The organism is Streptomyces sp. NPDC007808 (genome assembly GCF_042868655.1).
Taxonomy (GTDB): Bacteria; Actinomycetota; Actinomycetes; order Streptomycetales; family Streptomycetaceae; genus Streptomyces.
Genome location: NZ_JBIAEQ010000003.1, coordinates 111699 through 131614, shown reverse-complemented (window position 1 = coordinate 131614; position 19916 = coordinate 111699). Strand labels below are relative to the sequence as shown.

Below are 19916 nucleotides of genomic sequence, written 5' to 3'. Positions count from 1 at the left end.
GTGCTTCACCCGGGCTCCTGCTCCGTCGCCACCTGAAGCAGCTGCCCGGCCTCCGCCCGCCGCTCCTGTGCCGCCGGGTCGTCACCGCAGGCCGCCTCGGGACCGCCGTACACCGCCAGCACGGCACGCGCGCGTGCCGCCGCCTGCGCGGTGCGGCCCAGGTCCGCCTCCAGCCAGCCCGCCGCCAGCTCCGCCCCGGTACGGCTGTCCGTAGCGGCGTCCCCGAGCGCGGCGAACACCGTGACGGCGTCCGTCACGTGCGACAGCGCGTCCTCCAGCACGGCCCTGATCGAGTCGTCCTCGGCGTCCTCGGCGGCCGAACGGGCCAGCAGGTCACCGAACTGCCGGTGGGTGTGACCGAGTTCCGCGGTGAGCCGTCGGCGGGCCTCCTCGTCGGCTCCGGCCGGGCCGTCGAGCGCGGCCGCGCACTCCCGCACCGCGTCCGCCATCAACTCCCGTGCCGTGTCCGTCCCGCCCTCCGTGCGCAGCGCCAGCCACGCGCGGGCCCGCAGGGAGCGGACGAGGCCGTGGACGTTGCCGAGTTCGCCCCACAGGGCACCCGCGCGCGCGTACGCCTGGTCCGCCTCGGTGAGCAGGTCCGCGTGACCGAGGGACTCGGCGGCGAGGTGGGCGAGCGTGGCGTGGTCGTGCTGATCGGGCCAGTGCCGGGCGGTCTCGGCGGCCTGCAACCGGCGTTCGGCCGCCGCGCGGTGCTCGCCGAGCTCGCTCAGGCAGTCGCCGAGCCACCACTGGGTCTGCACGACCATCCCGTCACCGTGCGTCTCGGCACTCAGGTCGGGCAGCGCGGACTCCAGCACCTCGGCGGCCTCGGCGAACCGCCCCTGCCGCAGCAGGAACCCGCCGAGCTGGTGCCGCGCCCACGCGCCCAGTGTCCGACCGTCACCCGCCTCGTCGGCCCAGTGCGCCGCCTCCAGGGCGTGCTCGGCGGCCTCCTCGGCGAGCCCCCGGCCGCCCACCACCTCCGCCAGCTGCAGATGCAACTGGGCCCGTCCCGGCGCCTCCAGGTACGGCCCTCCGTGCTCCAGGGCCGCCCGCAGCGCCCGCTCGGCCCCCGCGATGTCCCCGAGCTGGTGCGCGAGCCCTGCCAGCCGGGCCTCGTACTCCACCGCGAACCAGGGCAGCCCCGCCCCGACGAACGTCTCCGAGGCCCGCGCGAACAACTCCGCGGCGCCCTCCGCGTCCCCGGCGAGCGCCGCCAGCTCCGCGAGCATCGCCTGCCCCTCCGCGACCCGCGCGACAAGCCGTACGTCGTTCCCGGTCCGGCCGTCGACGAGCGCGAGCACCTCCCGCGCGGCGGCTTCGGCGTCGGCCAGGGCAGCGCCGCGCACCGCGTCCTGCGCCTCGTGCGCGCGCCGCATCAGGATCCGCGCCCGGCTCATCAGCACGGCGGCCGTCTGCCGTACGCCGGTGCCGTCCTCGGCGTACAGCGCGAGGATCCGCTCGTACAGCTCGGCGACGGCTGCCACGGCCGGCCGCACCTCGCCCGCGAGGGCGCGTACGTACGCTCCACGCGCGCGTGCGGCCAGCGCCTCCCCGGGGTCACCCGCCTGCCCGTACAGCTCGGCGGCCCGCTCGAACAGGGCGATGCCCTCGGGACCCAGGTCCATCGCCCGGTGATCGGCGATCTCCGCCCGGACGAGGGGGGTGAGCTCGACGCCCTCCGCGGCCCGCGAGACGGCCGCCCACGCGTCGGTCGCGTTCGGTCGCAGGGTGTCCGAGAGCCGCCGTGCCTCCGCGAGCAGCGCGGGCAGGTCCGGGGGCGGGCCCGCGTCCTCCCGCGGGTGCGCGGCGACCGGGGCGGGCATCGCGACCGACGCCGGCCGGGCCGCCGTACGTACCCCCAGTGGCAGCCTCTCCACCAGCGGCTCCTGCGCCATCCGCGCGCGTGCCCGCGCACCGACATGCCCCGTGCCGTTGCGCTCGTCGAAGCGCGCGGCCAGTGCGAGGGCCTGCCCGCGCGCGTGGGCGGCCAGTTCCCGAGCGGTCCAGGGGCGGTCCGCCGGGCCGGGCACCCGCTGGTCGCCCAGGCCCAGCGCGGTCAGGCGGTCCATCAGCAGGGCCACCACCGTCATGAACTCCAGCCTGCTGCGCGGATGCCCGTCGTCCGTGAAGTACGCCGGCCGCTGCGCGAGCAGCTCCAGCCCACGCGCCTCGTTCCCGGTCAGGGCGCAGAACTCCACGTGGTCCGCGTACGCCCCGCGCATGCTCTCCATGGCCCGGACCAGCCGGAAGCCCCGCAGGTGGTGGGCGCGGGCCTCGTCCAGGCGGCCCAGGCGCAGCAGGGGCGCCAGGGAGGAGGCGAGGACCGTGTGCGGCTCGTGGGCGCAGGTGAACTCGCCCTCCAGGACCGGCCGCCACAGCTCCAGCGCCTCGGCGTCCCGGCCCAGCTCCGCCTGCCACCACCCCTGCCCGTGCAGCTCGCAGGCGTGGCAGTCGGCCATGGCGTCCCGGTCCGCGGCCAGCCAGGCGCGGTACGCCCGCTCGGCGCGCGCCTCGTCCCCGACGTGCGCGGCCACGCTGAACTCGGCGCTGCGCACGGCCCGTTCGGAGTGCCCGGCGAGCCGGTAGCGGTGCTCCATCTCGCCGAGCCACTTCTCGATCGAGGCCAGCGGGATGTGCGGCTGGTCGAGCATCCCGGCCGACATCCACTTGAAGACCCAGTGCAGCGAGTGCGTCTCGTACGCGTCGAAGTCCTCGGGCCGCTCGTCCCACATGCGCAGCAGACGCGCGAACGGGACGAACATCTTCGCCTTCTCGGAGCTGTAGTTGTAGACCTTCAGCTGGTGGCCCAGCGCCTCGATCACGGCGAGCGGGACGTTCAGCTTCTCCGCCTCGGCGAGCAGCTGCTCCGCGCGCGCGTTGCGGGCGGGGCCCTCCGGCTCCTCTCCGTTCTCCGCCATCGCCCGGCGCAGCGAGTCGAAGTCCGTGATCTCGCCGGTCCCGCTCATCGGCGGCCCTCCTCGCCGTTCGTGGCCCACTCCAGCAGACCGATGAAGGCCCGGTTCAGCAGCGCCGAGTCGGCGGGCCTGAGCGGGCGCTGCGCCATCAGCAGCGCCTGCCCGTACAGGGACTCGGTGGCGGTGCCGATCAGCTCCGGGTCACCCAGCGAAGCGATCCGCCGGATCAACGGGTTGAGGTGGTTGAGCACCAGGCGCGCGCGTGGCGCGCTGCCGCGCAGCGACCCGAGGATGCCCGCCCACAGGTCGTCGGCCTGCTCCTGCGCCGCCGCGCGGGCCTGCTCGTGCCGGGCCGCCCGGTCGTCCAGGTGCAGCGCCGGCACCGACAACGGGTGGAAGGCGCGCAGGACCACGTCACAGCCGAGCGGGTCGAGTTTCGCCCGCGCGGCCGCCAGGAAGCCCGACAGGGCCAGCTCCTCGGCCGGGTCCACCGCGTCCAGATGCGCGGTCACGGTGTCGGCGTCCAGCTCGGCGACGACCGTCCCCGGCCGCACCGACGGGAGCGCCTCGACCAGCTCGCTGTCGTAGGTGTAACCGCCGTTGACCACCCCGACGCCCTGCGCGGACGCGATCGGGGCGACCTGCCGGTACTCCTCGACGGTCCGCGTGAAGTGCACCACCCGGTGCCGCTGCGCGAACTCCTCCAGGGACAGCCGCCCGTCCGTGGTCTCGAAGGGCAGCCACGGCAGCATCGTGCGCAGCATCTCCCTGTCGTGCCGCGCCAGGGACTTCACCCCCAGGTGATGCACGGCCAGGAAGGCCTCCAGCCGTTCCGGATCACCGGCCGCCAGTCCCGTCAGCCAGGACCGAATCCTTTCGCCCAGCGCCTCCCGTACGGCCGCCAGCGTCTCGTCCTCGTACAGCGCCTCACGCGAGGCCGTCGGCCGCAGGCTGTCGGTGTCGAGCACGCACCGCACGAAGAACGCCCAGTCCGGCAGCAGCTGTTCGGCCCGCTCGGTCAGCAGCATGCCCTTGAGGTGGACGCGATGCCCCGCCCGCCGGGCCGGGCTGACCGCCGACGGCAGCACGTAGGCCACCCCGCGGACACCGGCGAGCGGCACGTCCAGCGCGATCGAGTCCAGCGGGGTGAAGCCGAACAGGTCGTGACAGTGCCGGGCCAGGGCCACCCGCCGGTTCGCGGGGGAGGGGTACGGCCGGTCCCAGGGCGCGGGCAGGTCGGTGACCGCCTCGCCGCCGACCCGGACGTCGTACGGCAGCAGTGAGCCGAAGTCCCGCGCCAGCGCCAGGACCCGCTCCTGGGCCAGCCACTGAGCGGCCCCGGGCCGCGCCACCAGGTGCACGGTCGTGCCCGGTTCGGTGCGCGCCTCGTCCGGCAGCGTCCGCACGGTGTACGAGCCGTCGTCCCCCGCCGTCCACTCCACGGGCGCGGCGTCCGGCGTACGGGCGCTGCGGCTGACCACCCGGATCCGCTCGGCGACCACGAAACACGCCAGCAGACCGATGCCGAACTGCCCCAGGAAGCCGGACCGGGCCTCCTGCAGCCCCTCGGCGCGCTTGGAGCTGCGCCCGATGGTCGCGAGGAGGTCGTGCACGTCCGCCTCGGTGAGCCCGACGCCGGAGTCCTCCACCCGCAGGGCGCCGGCCTCGGCGTACAGCCGGACCACCGCCGGGGCGTCCGGCTCCTCGACGCGTCTGGCGGTGATGGCGTCCACCGCGTTCTGCAGCAGCTCGCGCAGGTAGACCTTCGGGCTGGAGTAGAGGTGGTGGGAGAGCAGGTCCACCAGACCACGCAGGTCGACCTGGAACGTGTGCGGTGTCCGGGAGGGTCGGGGTGAATGGGGCCGCTGAGGAACCGGGGATGACGGTGAGGTCTGGGAGTCCATCGTCGCTGCGCCGGTGGGAGGACTTCGCGCGGCGCGGGGTCGGGCGGTCCCGGTGAGGCGGTGACCGCGGAAAGGATGGCCGGAGCGCGTCATCCTAGGGCCGGACCGACCCGCCTGACCAGGGGTTTCCGGGACGTTTACCTTTCCGGCCGCCGCGAGGGCTACGGCATTGTCAGTGCCGTGGTGTGGAATGGATCTCGTGCCCGCACTGGAAGAACCACTGAAGAAAGTGCTCGGCCCTGCCACCGCGAAGGTGATGGCCGAGCACCTCGGCCTGCACACCGTCGGCGATCTGCTGCACCACTACCCCCGCAGATACGAGGAGCGCGGCCAGCTCACCCACCTCGCCGACCTCCCCATGGACGAGCACGTCACGGTGGTCGCCATGGTCGCCGACGCCCGCCTGCACAGCTTCGCCTCCAGCAAGGCCCCACGTGGCAAGGGCCAGCGCCTCGAAGTGACGATCACGGACGGCAGCGGCCGCCTCCAACTGGTCTTCTTCGGCAACGGCGTTCACAAGCCCCACAAGGAGCTCCTGCCGGGCACCCGCGCGATGTTCGCGGGCAAGGTCTCCGTCTTCAACCGCCGTCTGCAACTGGCGCACCCGGCCTACGAGTTGCTGCGCGGCGCCGACGACGAGGGCGCGGAGACCGTCGAGACCTGGGCCGGCGCCCTGATCCCGATCTATCCCGCCACCGCCAAGCTGGAGTCCTGGAAGATCGGCAAGGCCGTCCAGACGGTCCTGCCCAGCGCCCAGGAGGCGATCGACCCCCTCCCGGACACCCTCCGCGCGGGCCGCGGCCTGGTCTCCCTCCCCGAGGCCCTCCTGAAGATCCACCGCCCCCACACCAAGGCCGACATCGCCGGTGCCCGCGACCGCCTCAAGTGGGACGAGGCCTTCGTGCTCCAGGTCGCGCTGGCCCGCCGCCGCCACGCGGACGCCCAACTCCCGGCCGTGGCCCGCAAGCCCAAGCCGGACGGCCTGCTGACGTCCTTCGACGACCGCCTTCCCTTCACGCTCACCGAGGGCCAGCAAAAGGTCTCCCGGGAGATCTTCGACGACCTGGCGACGGAGCATCCGATGCATCGGCTGCTGCAGGGAGAAGTGGGTTCCGGAAAGACGCTGGTCGCGTTGCGCGCCATGCTCGCCGTCGTCGACGCGGGCGGCCAGGCCGCCATGCTCGCGCCCACCGAGGTGCTGGCCCAGCAGCACCACCGGTCGATCGTCGAGATGATGGGCGAGCTGGCCGAGGGCGGGATGCTCGGCGGTGCCGAGCAGGCCACCAAGGTCGTGCTGCTGACCGGCTCCATGGGAGCGGCCGCCCGTCGGCAGGCGCTGCTCGACCTGGTCACGGGCGAGGCCGGGCTGGTGATCGGCACCCACGCCCTGATCGAGGACAAGGTGCAGTTCCACGACCTCGGCCTGGTCGTCGTCGACGAACAGCACCGGTTCGGTGTCGAACAGCGCGACGCCCTGCGCGGCAAGGGCAAGCAGCCCCCGCACCTGCTGGTCATGACCGCGACCCCGATCCCGCGCACGGTCGCCATGACCGTCTTCGGCGACCTGGAGACCTCGGTCCTCGACCAGCTTCCGGCCGGCCGTTCACCCATCGCCTCCCACGTCGTCCCGGCCGCCGACAAGCCGCACTTCCTCGCCCGGACCTGGGAGCGGGTGCGGGAGGAGGTCGGAAAGGGCCACCAGGCCTACGTCGTCTGCCCCCGCATCGGCGACGAGGAGGACGACCCGAAGAAGGCCGGCAGGAAGAAGTCCCCCGAGGACGAGGCGGAGAAGCGCCCGCCGCTCGCGGTGCTCGACGTGGCGGAGCAACTCGCCAAGGGGCCGCTCCAAGGCCTCGGGGTCGAGGTCCTGCACGGTCGTATGCCCCCCGACGACAAGGACGCCGTCATGCGCCGCTTCGCCGCCGGCGAGACGGACGTCCTGGTCGCCACGACGGTCATCGAGGTCGGCGTGAACGTCCCGAACGCCACCGCCATGGTGATCATGGACGCCGACCGCTTCGGCGTCTCCCAGCTCCACCAGCTGCGCGGCCGAGTAGGCCGCGGCTCGGCCCCCGGTCTCTGCCTCCTGGTCACCGAGATGCCGGAGGCCAGTGCGGCCCGCCAGCGCCTGAACGCGGTCGCCGCCACCCTCGACGGCTTCGAGCTCTCCCGCATCGACCTGGAACAGCGCCGGGAGGGCGATGTCCTGGGGCAGGCCCAGTCGGGCGCCCGCACCAGCCTGCGGATGCTGGCCGTCATCGAGGACGAGGAGATCATCGCGGAGGCCAGGGAGGAGGCGGCGGCGGTGGTGGCGGCGGACCCGGAGCTGACGGCTCTCCCCGGCCTGCGCACGGCCCTGGACGCCCTCTTGGACGAGGAGCGGGAGCAGTACTTGGAAAAGGGGTGACGAAAGGGGTGAGGGAGACTCACCCAGGGGCGCGGGGAACCGCGCGACCAGCCACACTGATACCTGATGCCGCCCACAACCGAGGACCCGAGATGACCCGCGTGATCGCCGGCGCAGCCGGCGGACGTCGCCTGGCGGTGCCGCCGGGCACCGGCACCCGCCCCACCTCCGACCGCGCACGCGAAGGTCTCTTCTCCACCTGGCAGTCCCTCCTGGGCAGCCCTTTGCAGGGAGAGCGGGTCCTCGACCTGTACGCCGGTTCCGGCGCGGTCGGCCTGGAGGCGCTCTCCCGCGGTGCCGGCCACACCCTGCTCGTGGAGGCGGACGCCCGAGCCGCCCGCGTCGTCCGCGAGAACGTGAGGAATCTCGGCCTGCCGGGCGCCGAGGTGAGATCGGGCAAAGCCGAGCAGATCATCCGGACACCGGCGCCGGGCGAGCCGTACGACATCGCCTTCCTCGACCCTCCGTACGCCGTCTCGGACGACGATCTTCGCGAGATTCTGCTCACACTCCGCTCGGGAGGCTGGCTCGCGCCGGACGCGCTCGTCACCGTGGAGCGCAGCACCAGAGGCGGGGAGTTCCGATGGCCGGACGGCTTCGAGGCGATCCGGGCCCGTCGTTACGGCGAGGGAACGTTTTGGTACGGTCGCGCCGCCTCTACGTGCGAAGACGCACGATGACCGGACCGGAGAGCGAGGGATCACAAGTGCGCCGCGCCGTATGTCCCGGGTCGTTCGACCCGATCACCAACGGACACCTCGACATCATTTCCCGAGCCTCCAGGCTGTACGACGAGGTCTACGTCGCCGTGATGATCAACAAGGCGAAGAAGGGCCTGTTCGAGGTCGACGAGCGGCTCGACCTGATCCGCCAGGTCACGGCCGAGTACGGCAACGTCCGGGTCGAGGCCTTCCACGGTCTCCTCGTCGACTTCTGCAAGCAGCGCGACATCCCGGCCATCGTGAAGGGCCTGCGCGCGGTCAGCGACTTCGACTACGAACTGCAGATGGCCCAGATGAACAACGGCCTGTCGGGTGTGGAGACGCTCTTCGTCCCGACCAACCCCACCTACAGCTTCCTGTCCTCCTCCCTGGTGAAGGAAGTCGCGACCTGGGGCGGCGACGTCTCCCACCTGGTGCCCCCGGTCGTCCTGGAGGCCCTCAACAAGCGCTTGCGCAAGGACTGATGGGGCTACAGTCGTCCCGTCCGTCTCCATCACGGCTGTAGAGAGTGGCGAGCACACGGTGGACGTGCAGAAGAAGCTCGACGAGATCGTCGCGTCGGTCTCAGGTGCCCGGTCGATGCCCATGTCGGCCTCGTGCGTGGTCAACCGCGCCGAGCTGCTCTCGATGCTGGAAGAGGTCCGCGCGGCCCTGCCCGGTTCCCTCGCCCAGGCCCAGGAGCTGATCGGCGGCCGCGAGCAGATGGTCGAGCAGGCCCGCCAGGAGGCCGAGCGGATCATCCAGGGCGCGCATGCCGAACGCGGCTCGCTGATCTCCGACACCGAGGTGGCCCGCCGCTCCCAGGCCGAGGCCGACCGCATCCTCGCCGAGGCCCGCAAGGAGGCCGAGGACATCCGCGCGGAGGCCGACGACTACGTCGACTCCAAGCTCGCCAACTTCGAGGTCGTCCTCACCAAGACCCTGGGATCCGTCGGCCGCGGACGCGAGAAGCTCCTCGGCACCGGCCCCGGCACCGACGAACAGGGCTACGAGGACGAGGACGCCCCCGAGCGCAGCCACGACCCCGACACCCTGCGCCGCACCGCCGACGAGTACGTCGACGCCAAGCTCGGCGCCTTCGAGGCGGTCCTGGCCAAGACGCTGGAGGCCGTCGGCCGCGGCCGCCAGAAGCTGCACGGCCGGATCGCCTCCGACGACCTCGGCGCGCTCGCCGACGACGCCGGCACCGTCCAGCACTCCAGCGACGCCGACTACCTCGCCGACCTCGCCGCCCTCGCGGAGCGGGACACCTCGGCGGCCTCCGCCGAGCGTGCCGCACCGGAGCGGCAGCAGTACGACCAGCAGGCGGCGCAGCCGGCGTACGGCTACCAGCAGCAGGGCGCGGATCCGTACGGCGGCTACCAGCAGCAGTACGCGGGCCAGCAGGACCCGTACGGCTACCAGCAGGCCGATCCCTACGCCTACCAGGGCTACGACGCCCAGCAGGCCGCCTACGACCCCCATCAGGCCCAGCGGGCCCACCACACCCAGGCCCAGCAGGCCGGGCAGGGCGACCAGGGCTACGCCCTCGACGAGACCAGCCTCTTCGACACCAGCATGATCAGTGCCGAGCAGCTGAGGGCGTACGAGCAGGGCCGCGGCCAGTAGACAGCCACCGGATTGGGCCGTGAGCGAAAGGTCCAGTATCCTGGCTCTTCGGTCGCGCGTACGTCCGCGATCAACGCTGCCCGCGAGCACCGAAGGGCAGTGACCCTGAGCTCAGCAGATCGAAAGCAGGAATGGCGTGACAGCCCGCCTCGACCACCGCAACCCCCTCGTGTTCGACACGCACGAGCTGGGTCGGCGGCCCGGTGCGCTGCAGCGCCTGACCCGCGAGGTCGACGCCCCCAAGGATCTCGGGATCCAGGGAGTCGTCGGAGTGCCGGAAGGCGCCCCGGTGGAGCTCGAACTCCGACTCGAGTCGGTCATGGAAGGGGTGCTTGTCACAGGCACCGCCCGTGCACAGGCCGAGGGGGAGTGCGTAAGGTGTCTGGAGCCGCTTCAGCTCGACGTGGAAGCGGACTTCCAGGAGATGTTCTCGTACCCTGACGCCGACGATCGGGGCCGCGTGCACCACGCGGAGCCCGGCGACGACGCCGAGGACGACGAGGACAGGCTCTTTCTCGAGGACGGCCTGTTCGACCTCGAACCCGTGCTGCGTGATGCGGTGGTGCTCGCACTGCCGATGCAGCCGGTGTGCCAGGAAGACTGCCCAGGACTGTGCGCCGAGTGCGGAGCACGTCTCGCGGACGACCCGGACCACCACCACGACGCCGTCGACATCCGTTGGGCGGCACTGCAGGGACTCGCCGATTCACTCGAACCCGGCGATAAGGACGACAAGAGCGGCGCCGAACCGGGCGTCGACGAGAAGCAGGAGAAGTAGCCGTGGCTGTTCCGAAGCGGAAGATGTCGCGCAGCAACACGCGCCACCGCCGGTCGCAGTGGAAGGCTGCGGTCCCCACCCTGGTTGCGTGCGAGCGCTGCCACGAGCCCAAGCAGCAGCACATCGCGTGCCCGTCGTGCGGCACCTACAACAAGCGCCAGGTCCTCGAGGTCTGAGCGGCTGGTGAGAGGCACTGTGTCCACGCCGAAGAAGAACGCAACGGACAACCAGGCCTCGTCCCACACGTTGTTGGAAGGGCGGCTCGGGTACAAGCTCGAGTCCGCCCTTCTGGTGCGTGCGCTGACCCACCGTTCCTACGCATACGAGAACGGCGGTCTGCCCACCAATGAGCGCCTGGAGTTCCTCGGGGACTCCGTGCTCGGCCTGGTGGTCACGGACACGCTGTACCGCACCCACCCCGACCTGCCCGAAGGCCAGCTGGCCAAGTTGCGGGCCGCGGTGGTCAACTCGCGTGCGCTGGCGGAGGTCGGCCGTGGGCTCGACCTGGGCGCCTTCATCCGGCTCGGCCGGGGTGAAGAGGGCACGGGCGGCCGGGACAAGGCATCCATCCTCGCCGACACCCTGGAAGCGGTGATCGGCGCGGTCTATCTCGACCAGGGCCTGGACTCGGCGGCGGAGCTGGTGCACCGCCTGTTCGACCCCCTGATCGAGAAGTCCTCGAACCTCGGAGCCGGACTGGACTGGAAGACGTCCCTCCAGGAGCTCACCGCGACCGAGGGCCTCGGAGTCCCCGAGTACCTGGTCACGGAGACCGGCCCCGACCACGAGAAGACCTTCACTGCTGCCGCCCGCGTCGGAGGCGTCTCGTACGGCACCGGCACCGGCCGCAGCAAGAAGGAGGCGGAGCAGCAGGCCGCCGAGTCCGCATGGCGGTCCATCCGGGCCGCGGCGGACGAGCGAGCCAAGAAGGCCGAGGCCGAGGCGGCAGCGGATGCCGTCGCGCCCGAAGCCGACACCTCGTCGGCCTCCGCCTGACCGACAGCGCGATCCGAGCGCCCGTACCCCGCCGTGGGGCGGGCGCTCGGTCCATCGGGTGGCCCCACCGGGGCCGCAGGTGTACGACAGGCCCTACGGGCCCACGCAGGTGTACGGGGGATCCCATGCCCGAGTTGCCCGAGGTCGAGGTCGTCCGGCGCGGCCTTGAGCGGTGGGTCGCCCATCGCACGGTCGCCGACACCGAGGTGCTGCACCCGCGCGCCGTGCGCCGGCACCTCGCGGGCCCGGACGACTTCGCGCACCGCCTCAAGGGGCACCGCGTCGGCACCCCGAGCCGCCGCGGCAAGTACCTGTGGCTCCCCCTGGAGGACACGAACCAGTCGGTCCTGGCGCACCTCGGCATGAGCGGCCAGCTGCTGGTGCAGCCGCACTCCGCGCCCGAGGAGAAGCACCTCAGGATCCGGGTGCGCTTCGCGGACGCCCTCGCCACCGAACTGCGCTTCGTCGACCAACGCACCTTCGGCGGCCTGTCGTTGCACGACAACACCCCCGACGGGCTGCCCGACGTCATCGCGCACATCGCCCGCGACCCCCTCGACCCGCTCTTCGACGACGAGGCCTTCCACCAGGCCCTGCGACGCAAGCGCAGCACCATCAAACGGGCCCTGCTCGACCAGTCGTTGATCAGCGGTGTCGGCAACATCTACGCGGACGAGGCCCTTTGGCGCGCCCGCCTCCACTACGACCGCCCGACCGCGACCTTCACCCGCCCGCGCACCCTCGAACTCCTCGGCCACGTGCGGGACGTGATGAACGCCGCCCTCGCGGTCGGCGGCACCAGCTTCGACAGCCTGTACGTCAACGTCAACGGGGAGTCGGGGTACTTCGACCGGTCGCTCGACGCGTACGGCCGTGAAGGGCTGCCGTGCAAGCGGTGCGGCACGCCGATGCGTCGGCGGCCCTGGATGAACCGGTCCAGCTACTTCTGCCCCAGGTGTCAGCGGGCGCCGCGCGTCTCGTCGTAATGCTCACGTGCCGCGAGCACGTCGTCCATCTGCCCTTCCACGAAGTGGATGAGGTTCAGCAGCCGCTCGGCGACCCCGCGTCCCAGGGGTGTCAGCTCGTAGTCCACCCGGGGTGGATTGGTCGGCTGTGCGTCACGGTGCACCAGACCGTCGCGCTCCAGGGCGTGCAGGGTCTGGGACAGCATCTTCTCGCTGACGCCGTCGACGCGGCGGCGCAGCTCGTTGAAGCGCAGCGAGCCCTCGTACAGGGCGCCGAGCGTGAGTCCGCCCCAGCGTCCCGTGACGTGCTCCAGCGTGCCGCGTGACGGGCAGGCCTTGGCGAACACGTTGTACGGGAGGTCCCGCGCCTCCGTGCGCTCCTGCGTGGTGTCCATGGTTGAAGGCTACTCGAAGGCAGCGCTAACCGACAGGTTGCACTAACCAGAAGTTAGTGCTTTCCTTTTCGCACTGTCAGTGAGCTGCCCATTCAGGAGTACCTACGTGACCACCCCTGTTGTCTCCATCGCCTACCACTCCGGTTACGGCCACACCGCCGTCATCGCCGAGGCCGTCCGCTCCGGCGCCGTCGAGGCCGGTGCCGACGTGCACCTGATCAAGGTCGACGAGATCACCGAGGAGCAGTGGGCGATCCTCGACGGCTCGGACGCCATCGTCTTCGGCTCGCCCACCTACATGGGCACCGCGTCCGGCGCCTTCCACGTCTTCGCCGAGGCGACCTCGAAGCGCTGGGCCGAGCAGGCCTGGACGGACAAGCTGGCCGCCGGCTTCACCAACTCCGCCTCCAAGAGCGGCGACAAGCTGCACACGCTGCAGTTCTTCCAGATCCTGGCCGCCCAGCTCGGCATGCACTGGATCAACCTCGGCCTGCTGCCCGGCTGGAACCACAGCGCCGGCTCCGAGAACGACCTCAACCGCCTCGGCGTCTTCACCGGCGCCGCCGCACAGACCAACGCCGACCAGGGCCCGGAGGCCGTCCACAAGGCCGACGTGGCCACGGCCGAGCACCTGGGGCGCCGGGTGGCCGAGACGGCGAAGGTCTTCGCCCTGGGCCGAGCGGCCGCCTGAGCGACGCCGGAAACGCACGTGCGCGAGGCGCTGACCCCCCAGTAGCCTGCCCAGCGGGTCGGCCGCAGGGGGCGGCGCCTCGGGGGGTAGCGGTGTGGGACGGCCCGTTCTACCGGGTGAGCCGGGACGGATACGAGATCTGCTTCCTTCCCGGTGAGGGGGAGGAGCTCGACGAGGTCGGCGACGTCGACGTATGGGTGACGTTCGCCGACGGGCAGCGGTGGTCCGGGACCGTCTTCACCCTGGACGAGGCACGCCGCCTGATGGATCGCTGGCAGGACACCGGCGAGTGCCTCGGCGGCCGGTACTTCTACGGCTGGGACGACCTCATCGTGCGCGACCCGGGCATCCCCGCCATGGTCCGCGTCATCGACGACCTCGTCACCACCGGTGCCTACACCTCGGCACTGCGCCCCCTGGGCCCCGCCGAGGACTGACGACCGGGGCCCGGCGCGCTGGTGTGCGCCGGGCCCGGTTCTCGCGTCAGCTGCTCAGTAGCCGAAGTTCTGCGTCCACCAGGGCCCGCCGGCACCGAAGTGCACGCCGACGCCCAGGGTCTTGAAATCGCAGTTCAGGATGTTGGCCTTGTGGCCCGGGCTGTTCATCCAGGCCTCCATGACCGCCGCGGCGTCGGCCTGGCCGCGGGCTATGTTCTCGCCGCCGAGGTCGGTGACGCCGGCCTTCGCGGCCCGGTCCCACGGGGAGGCCCCGTCGGGGTCGGTGTGGTCGAAGAAGCCCCGCTCGGCCATGTCCTCGCTGAACTCCTGAGCCAGGTCGGCCAGGGAGCTGTTGGCGGCGACCGCGCTGCAGCCCACCTGGGCGCGCTCCTCGTTGACCAGCCTGAGCACCTCCGCCGCGGCGGCCGCCTCGGCGGACACCGTCACGGGGGCGTCGGTCCGCTCCTTCTTCTCCGGCTTCTCCGGCGCCTTCGTGGCCGTACGCGAAGGGGCCTTCTCCTTCGGCTTCTCGCTGGGAGTGGCCGACGGCTTCTTCGACGGGGCCTTCGTGGGCGCCGCCGGGGAGGTCGACGGGGCCGGCGCCGCGGGCCGCTCGGCGTCGCGGCTCGTCGGGGCCCCGCCCTCCTGGCTCTCGGCGCTGTCGGACGCGCCGCCCAGCTCGCTGGGCGAGTTGGTGGGGGAGTCGGCGGCCCTGACGTTGTCGGGGCTGCTTCCCCCGCCGAGCTGGTAGTTGTCGATGCCGGGCACCACACCCGCGGCCACCGCGACGGTACCGATCGCGACCGCCGCGGAGACGCCGAGCAGCCCGGTCTTCACCGGCGCCACGGCCTTCTTCTTGCGGCGGCGGTGCGAGCGGCCCCCGGGGTGCCGGGACCCGCCGTCGGGGCTGAAGCCGTCGCTGCGGAAGGCCGTGGTGACCGCGGTGTCGTCGCTCGGGAACGTCGTGGGGTCGGTGATCCGGTCGTAGTCCTCGTCCGTGGCGAAGAGGTAGGCGTCACTCTCCGCGTAGGCCGCCGCGTACGCCTCCGGGTTGAGGTAGGGCGCGATGCCCCTCGGGGGGCGGGCGTTCTGGTACGAGTCCAAAGGGTCGTGGCTCTGTGTGGCAAAGCCGTCCGTATGTGTGACCCCCGTGGCGCGGCCCGTGGCGGCGCGGCCGGCGGCGGAGCGTCGGTGGCGTCCCATGTTCTGGCCTTCCTCGTCCGTGCGGTCTCAACGTCCTCACAGAACTCACACGATCGAGTGAGTTTCATATGAGATTCATTGGGTGGGGACGGTACCCCATGGCGCGCGGGGAGGAAGTGCCCGGAGAGACATTGGACCGTTAGGTTGCACTCATGAGCGAGGATGTTCGGTTGGTCGCCTGGGTGCGTGGACGCGTCCAAGGAGTGGGTTTTCGCTGGTTCACGCGGGCCAAGGCATTGGAGATCGGCGGCCTGAGTGGTTTTGCTCTCAATTTGGCCGACGGCCGGGTCCAGGTCGTCGCAGAGGGCCCGCGAAAGGGCTGTGAAGGACTCCTGGAGTGGCTCCAGGGTGACGACACGCCCGGGCATGTGGACGGTGTCACCGAGATCTGGGACACACCTCGCGGGGGTTACGACGGCTTCGCCATCCGCTGAGCCGGTTCTGTGAATCCGCCCCGGTGTCGGTGCCGGGACCTGCCACCGGCAACTGCCCCGAGCAGAAATGAGCAGGTGGTTGCCAAGAACCGCTTGCAGTGGCAGGCTCCGCACGTAAGGATGATCGCCACGCCCCGAGGGGCCCGCAGGAGTCGCCGCACCGCCGCTTCCCGGCCGTGTGCCCCCGGGTTTCCCGCCGATACGGGGCGTGATCGTGTTGACCGTCAAACTTTTTGGTGAGACGCTGAAAGCCCCGCGCACCTTCGCTGTTTGGCGTGGCTGAACGGCAGCACAACTCCAGGCCTGCCAAGCAACCGCGGGTGCGAATCCCTCACGACCCACACCGCTTCGGTCGGTCACTCAGTGTGGAGGACCATCCATCATGGCAAAGGCGCTTCTCGGTTACGTCGGCGGCTCCGACCCTCGACTCCTCGCCGAGATGCGACGGCTCCAGCAGCGTGTCCAGGACCTGGAGTCCGAGCTCGGACGCATCCAGGCTGAGAACGACGCTCTGCAGGCTGCCGCTTCTCACGACAGGATCATGGAGAGCATCGACGCACACCAGGCGGAGCCTGCGCTCACCTGATCACTGCATCCGCTCCACGACAGCACCAGCAGTGGTTGGGCTGCCCGTCTCAACCCGTTAAGTTCAACCACTAAGTTGTCAGACGGTCGCGTATCAGCCGTCAGAAGTTGCAAGGGACGCTTCGGCGTCCCTTCTTTCTTGCCCCCGGCTTACTGCCCCGCGCATCCTTTCACCCTCTTTAACGTTTGGTCTGCCCTGCGCGTTCACCGGCGAAACCGTGCGTTCATGGAGCGAGACACCCCCGGCGGGTAGAGTCCGGCGGCGTGCACCTCAAGGCCCTGACCCTCCGAGGGTTCAAGTCGTTCGCCTCGGCGACCACGCTCCGGTTCGAGCCGGGCATCACGTGCGTCGTCGGACCGAACGGTTCGGGCAAGTCCAATGTCGTGGACGCGCTCAGCTGGGTCATGGGCGAGCAGGGCGCGAAGTCGCTGCGCGGCGGCAAGATGGAGGACGTCATCTTCGCCGGCACCACCGGCCGCCCGCCGCTGGGCCGTGCCGAGGTGTCGCTGACCATCGACAACTCCGACGGGGCGCTGCCCATCGAGTACTCCGAGGTCACCATCACGCGGATCATGTTCCGCAACGGAGGCAGCGAGTACCAGATCAACGGCGACACCTGCCGCCTCCTCGACATCCAGGAGCTCCTGTCCGACTCCGGCATCGGCCGGGAGATGCACGTCATCGTCGGGCAGGGCCAGCTCGACTCCGTCCTGCACGCCGATCCCATGGGCCGTCGTGCCTTCATCGAGGAGGCCGCGGGCGTCCTCAAGCACCGCAAGCGCAAGGAGAAGGCGCTCAGGAAGCTGGACGCGATGCAGGCCAACCTCGCGCGCGTGCAGGACCTGACGGACGAGCTCAGAAGGCAGCTCAAGCCCCTCGGCCGTCAGGCCGCCGTCGCGCGCCGGGCCGCGGTCATCCAGGCCGACCTGCGCGACGCCCGGCTCCGCCTCCTCGCCGACGACCTCGTACGGCTGCGGGAGGCGCTCCAGGCCGAGGTCGCCGACGAGGCCGCGCTGAAGGAACGCAAGGAAGCCGCCGAGCGGGAGCTGAGGAAGGCGCTCCAGCGCGAGGCGCTCCTGGAGGACGAGGTACGGCAGCTCACCCCGCGCCTCCAGCGCGCCCAGCAGACCTGGTACGAGCTGTCGCAGCTCGCCGAGCGGGTGCGCGGCACGATCTCGCTGGCCGACGCGCGTGTGAAGAGCGCGACGTCGGCGCCACCGGAGGAGCGCCGGGGCCGCGACCCCGAGGACATGGAGCGCGAGGCCGCACGGATCCGTGAGCAGGAGGCCGAGCTGGAGGCCGCTCTGGAGGCGGCGGAGCGGGCCCTGGAGGACACCGTCGCCCACCGGGCCGAGCTGGAACGCGAGCTCGTGCAGGAAGAGCGCCGTCTGAAGGATGTCGCCCGAGCCATCGCCGACCGCCGTGAGGGCCTGGCCCGGCTGAACGGGCAGGTCAACGCGGCCCGCTCACGTGCCGCAGCCGCCCAGTCCGAGATCGACCGCCTGGCCGCCGCCCGCGACGAGGCCCAGGAGCGGGCCTTCGCCGCGCAGGAGGAGTACGAGACCCTGAAGGCCGAGGTCGACGGCCTCGACGCCGGCGACATGGAACTCGCCGAGCAGCACGAGGCGGCGAAGCGGCAGCTCACGGAGGCGGAGGCAGCCCTCACCGCGGCCCGCGAGGCGGCGACGGCGGCCGAGCGCAGGCGCGCCGCGACCCAGGCCCGCCACGAGGCGCTGGCACTGGGCCTGCGCCGCAAGGACGGCACCGGCATACTGCTCGGTGCCCGCGACCGCCTCACCGGCCTGCTGGGCCCGGCGGCGGAGATGCTCTCGGTGACCCCCGGGTACGAGGTCGCCCTGGCCGCGGCGTTCGGGGCGGCGGCGGACGCGCTCGCGGTCACCTCGCCGTCGGCCGCGGCGGACGCGATCCGGCTCCTGCGCAAGCAGGACGGGGGGCGGGCGGCACTGCTGTTGAGCGGCGCCGTGGACGACGTACGCCGCCGGGAACCGAGGCCGGACGGGCCGCCGTACGCCGCTGACCTGGTCAGTGGCCCCGAGGAGCTCATGCCGGCAGTCCGCCGCCTGCTCCACGGCGTCGTCGTGGTCGGCACCCTCGAAGACGCCGAGGATTTCGTCTACGCCCACCCCGACCTCACCGCCGTGACCGCCGAAGGCGACCTGCTCGGCGCGCACTTCGCGCACGGCGGCTCCGCCGGGGCGCCCAGCCTCCTCGAAGTGCAGGCCTCCGTGGACGAGGCCGCCGCGGAACTGGAGGAGCTGGCCGTACGGTGCGAGGGGCTGACCGAGGCGCAGCACGCCGCCGCCAAGCGGCGCAAGGAGTGTGCGGCGCTCGTCGAGGAGCTGGGGGAGCGGCGCAGGGCCGCCGACCGGGAGAAGTCGGCCGTCGCCCAGCAACTCGGCCGCCTCGCGGGCCAGGCGCGTGGTGCCGCCGGTGAGGCGGAGCGGTCCGTGGCCGCCGCCGCACGGGCGCAGGAAGCGCTCGACAAGGCCCTCCAGGACGTCGAGGAGCTGGCCGAGCGGCTCGCCGTCGCCGAGGAGATGCCGGTCGAGGAGGAACCCGACACCTCGGCGCGGGACCGTCTCGCCGCCGACGGCGCCAACGCGCGCCAGACCGAGATGGAGGCCCGCCTCCAGGTCCGTACGCACGAGGAGCGGGTCAAGGGGCTGGCCGGGCGTGCCGACTCCCTGGACCGGGCCGCCCGCGCCGAACGCGAGGCACGCGCGCGTGCCGAGCAGCGGCGCGCCCGGCTGCGTCATGAGGCGGCCGTCGCGGAGGCCGTCGCCTCCGGGGCCCGCCAGCTCCTCGCGCACGTCGAGGTCTCCCTCGCCCGCGCCGACGAGGAGCGCACCGCCGCCGACGCCGCCAAGGCCCGCCGCGAGCAGGAGCTGGCCCAGGCCCGCACCAGGGGCCGTGACCTGAAGGCCGAGCTCGACAAGCTGACGGACTCCGTCCACCGCGGTGAGGTTCTCGGCGCCGAGAAGCGGCTGCGCATCGAGCAGTTGGAGACCAAGGCGCTGGAGGAGCTGGGCGTGGAACCCGCCGGGCTCGTCTCCGAGTACGGCCCCCATCAGCTCGTACCCCCGTCCCTGGCGGCCGAGGGCGAGCAGCTTCCCGAGGACCCCGAGCACCCGCGCAACCAGCCCAGGCCCTTCGTACGGGCCGAGCAGGAGAAGCGGCTCAAGGCAGCCGAACGCGCCTACCAGCAGCTGGGCAAGGTCAACCCGCTCGCGCTGGAGGAGTTCGCCGCGCTGGAGGAACGGCACAAGTTCCTCAGCGAGCAGCTTGAGGACCTGAAGAAGACCCGTGCCGACCTGCTCCAGGTCGTCAAGGAGGTCGACGAGCGGGTCGAGCAGGTCTTCACCGAGGCGTACCGGGACACGGCCCGGGAGTTCGAGGGCGTCTTCAGCCGGCTGTTCCCCGGCGGCGAGGGACGGCTGATCCTGACCGACCCCGACAACATGCTCACCACCGGTGTGGACGTCGAGGCCCGGCCGCCCGGCAAGAAGGTCAAGCGGCTCAGCCTGCTCTCCGGCGGCGAGCGGTCGCTGACGGCCGTGGCGCTGCTGGTGTCGATCTTCAAGGCCCGGCCGAGCCCGTTCTATGTCATGGACGAGGTCGAGGCCGCCCTCGACGACACCAACCTGCAGCGCCTGATCCGCATCATGCAGGAGCTGCAGGAAGCCTCGCAGCTGATCGTGATCACGCACCAGAAGCGCACGATGGAGGTCGCCGACGCGCTGTACGGCGTCTCCATGCAGGGCGACGGTGTGTCCAAGGTCATCAGCCAGCGGCTGCGCTGACCCCGGTCCGGACGGACCGTTCTCGCCGGTCACTTCATTCAGTCATCGTTC

Annotated in this window: 17 protein-coding genes; 13 read left to right on the top strand and 4 right to left on the bottom strand. The window is 71.7% G+C overall.

Annotated features, from left to right (window positions below):
* Positions 1-5: 5 nt before the first annotated feature.
* Together ACFYNL_RS12345 and ACFYNL_RS12340 are read right to left on the bottom strand one after the other, a co-directional pair.
* Positions 6-2969: a tetratricopeptide repeat protein gene (locus ACFYNL_RS12345; protein ID WP_388800954.1), complete on the bottom strand. Its 2964-nt coding sequence runs from the start codon at positions 2967-2969 to the stop codon at positions 6-8.
* Positions 2966-4822, bottom strand: a complete 1857-nt coding sequence (locus ACFYNL_RS12340) for an HSP90 family protein (RefSeq protein WP_388800951.1) — start codon at positions 4820-4822, stop codon at positions 2966-2968. Before ACFYNL_RS12340 ends, ACFYNL_RS12345 begins: the two co-directional genes overlap by 4 nt.
* Before the next feature lie 190 nt (positions 4823-5012).
* Here ACFYNL_RS12340 and recG point away from each other — a divergent pair, with 190 nt between their 5' ends.
* The 8 genes from recG to mutM all read left to right on the top strand — a co-directional run bounded on the left by recG (position 5013) and on the right by mutM (position 12319).
* Positions 5013-7229 (top strand): ATP-dependent DNA helicase RecG, encoded by a 2217-nt coding sequence (gene recG, locus ACFYNL_RS12335; protein ID WP_388800948.1) that lies wholly within the window; start codon positions 5013-5015, stop codon positions 7227-7229.
* A 92-nt stretch (positions 7230-7321) separates the two neighbouring features.
* The gene (rsmD, locus tag ACFYNL_RS12330; protein WP_388800945.1) at positions 7322-7909 is read left to right on the top strand and encodes a 16S rRNA (guanine(966)-N(2))-methyltransferase RsmD; all 588 of its coding nucleotides are present in this window, start codon (positions 7322-7324) and stop codon (positions 7907-7909) included.
* Positions 7910-7935: 26 nt separating this feature from the next.
* Entirely contained in the window at positions 7936-8415 is a 480-nt protein-coding gene (gene coaD / locus ACFYNL_RS12325; protein ID WP_217215171.1) for a pantetheine-phosphate adenylyltransferase, read from the top strand.
* 58 nt (positions 8416-8473) lie between these two features.
* A complete protein-coding gene (locus tag ACFYNL_RS12320; protein ID WP_388800943.1) occupies positions 8474-9559 on the top strand; it encodes an ATP synthase F0 subunit B in 1086 nt (361 codons plus the stop codon).
* Positions 9560-9695: 136 nt separating this feature from the next.
* A complete protein-coding gene (locus ACFYNL_RS12315) occupies positions 9696-10337 on the top strand; it encodes a YceD family protein (RefSeq protein WP_388800940.1) in 642 nt (213 codons plus the stop codon).
* Positions 10338-10339: 2 nt separating this feature from the next.
* Positions 10340-10513, top strand: coding sequence for a 50S ribosomal protein L32 (gene rpmF, locus ACFYNL_RS12310; RefSeq protein WP_003951102.1), 174 nt, complete (start codon positions 10340-10342; stop codon positions 10511-10513).
* Positions 10514-10532: 19 nt separating this feature from the next.
* On the top strand, positions 10533-11333 hold the full coding sequence (gene rnc / locus ACFYNL_RS12305; RefSeq protein ID WP_388802658.1) for a ribonuclease III: 801 nt from the start codon (positions 10533-10535) through the stop codon (positions 11331-11333).
* A 125-nt stretch (positions 11334-11458) separates the two neighbouring features.
* Entirely contained in the window at positions 11459-12319 is an 861-nt protein-coding gene (gene mutM, locus ACFYNL_RS12300) for a bifunctional DNA-formamidopyrimidine glycosylase/DNA-(apurinic or apyrimidinic site) lyase (protein WP_388800937.1), read from the top strand.
* On the opposite strand, the gene ACFYNL_RS12295 is transcribed toward mutM, so the two are convergent.
* A complete protein-coding gene (locus ACFYNL_RS12295) occupies positions 12292-12693 on the bottom strand; it encodes a winged helix-turn-helix transcriptional regulator (RefSeq protein ID WP_388800934.1) in 402 nt (133 codons plus the stop codon). The two genes, mutM and ACFYNL_RS12295, sit on opposite strands and share 28 nt — an antisense overlap.
* A gap of 106 nt (positions 12694-12799) precedes the next feature.
* Here ACFYNL_RS12295 and ACFYNL_RS12290 point away from each other — a divergent pair, with 106 nt between their 5' ends.
* Both ACFYNL_RS12290 and ACFYNL_RS12285 read left to right on the top strand, forming a co-directional pair.
* The gene (locus ACFYNL_RS12290) at positions 12800-13384 is read left to right on the top strand and encodes a flavodoxin family protein (protein ID WP_388800931.1); all 585 of its coding nucleotides are present in this window, start codon (positions 12800-12802) and stop codon (positions 13382-13384) included.
* Positions 13385-13476: 92 nt separating this feature from the next.
* Positions 13477-13821 carry a hypothetical protein gene (locus tag ACFYNL_RS12285; RefSeq protein ID WP_388800928.1) on the top strand — a complete coding sequence of 115 codons (345 nt, stop codon included), beginning with the start codon at positions 13477-13479 and terminating at the stop codon, positions 13819-13821.
* A 54-nt stretch (positions 13822-13875) separates the two neighbouring features.
* Here ACFYNL_RS12285 and ACFYNL_RS12280 read toward each other — a convergent pair whose 3' ends face one another.
* On the bottom strand, positions 13876-15024 hold the full coding sequence (locus ACFYNL_RS12280) for a CAP domain-containing protein (protein WP_388800925.1): 1149 nt from the start codon (positions 15022-15024) through the stop codon (positions 13876-13878).
* Positions 15025-15176: 152 nt separating this feature from the next.
* Between ACFYNL_RS12280 and ACFYNL_RS12275 the strand changes: the two genes are divergently transcribed.
* From ACFYNL_RS12275 to smc, 3 genes are all read left to right on the top strand, one after another.
* A complete protein-coding gene (locus tag ACFYNL_RS12275) occupies positions 15177-15458 on the top strand; it encodes an acylphosphatase (RefSeq protein ID WP_388800923.1) in 282 nt (93 codons plus the stop codon).
* Positions 15459-15840: 382 nt separating this feature from the next.
* Positions 15841-16044, top strand: coding sequence for a hypothetical protein (locus ACFYNL_RS12270; RefSeq protein WP_007493378.1), 204 nt, complete (start codon positions 15841-15843; stop codon positions 16042-16044).
* A 263-nt stretch (positions 16045-16307) separates the two neighbouring features.
* Positions 16308-19865: a chromosome segregation protein SMC gene (gene smc / locus ACFYNL_RS12265; protein WP_388800919.1), complete on the top strand. Its 3558-nt coding sequence runs from the start codon at positions 16308-16310 to the stop codon at positions 19863-19865.
* The last annotated feature ends 51 nt before the right edge of the window (positions 19866-19916 follow it).

Coding starts and splice junctions, on each gene's coding strand:
- ACFYNL_RS12340 (WP_388800951.1), bottom strand. CDS start 4,822: ATGGACTCCCAGACCTCACCGTCATCCCCGGTTCCTCAGCGGCCCCAT.
- ACFYNL_RS12345 (WP_388800954.1), bottom strand. CDS start 2,969: ATGAGCGGGACCGGCGAGATCACGGACTTCGACTCGCTGCGCCGGGCG.
- rsmD (WP_388800945.1), top strand. CDS start 7,322: ATGACCCGCGTGATCGCCGGCGCAGCCGGCGGACGTCGCCTGGCGGTG.
- ACFYNL_RS12295 (WP_388800934.1), bottom strand. CDS start 12,693: ATGGACACCACGCAGGAGCGCACGGAGGCGCGGGACCTCCCGTACAAC.
- ACFYNL_RS12275 (WP_388800923.1), top strand. CDS start 15,177: ATGAGCGAGGATGTTCGGTTGGTCGCCTGGGTGCGTGGACGCGTCCAA.
- ACFYNL_RS12280 (WP_388800925.1), bottom strand. CDS start 15,024: ATGGGACGCCACCGACGCTCCGCCGCCGGCCGCGCCGCCACGGGCCGC.
- recG (WP_388800948.1), top strand. CDS start 5,013: ATGGATCTCGTGCCCGCACTGGAAGAACCACTGAAGAAAGTGCTCGGC.
- mutM (WP_388800937.1), top strand. CDS start 11,459: ATGCCCGAGTTGCCCGAGGTCGAGGTCGTCCGGCGCGGCCTTGAGCGG.
- ACFYNL_RS12270 (WP_007493378.1), top strand. CDS start 15,841: ATGGCAAAGGCGCTTCTCGGTTACGTCGGCGGCTCCGACCCTCGACTC.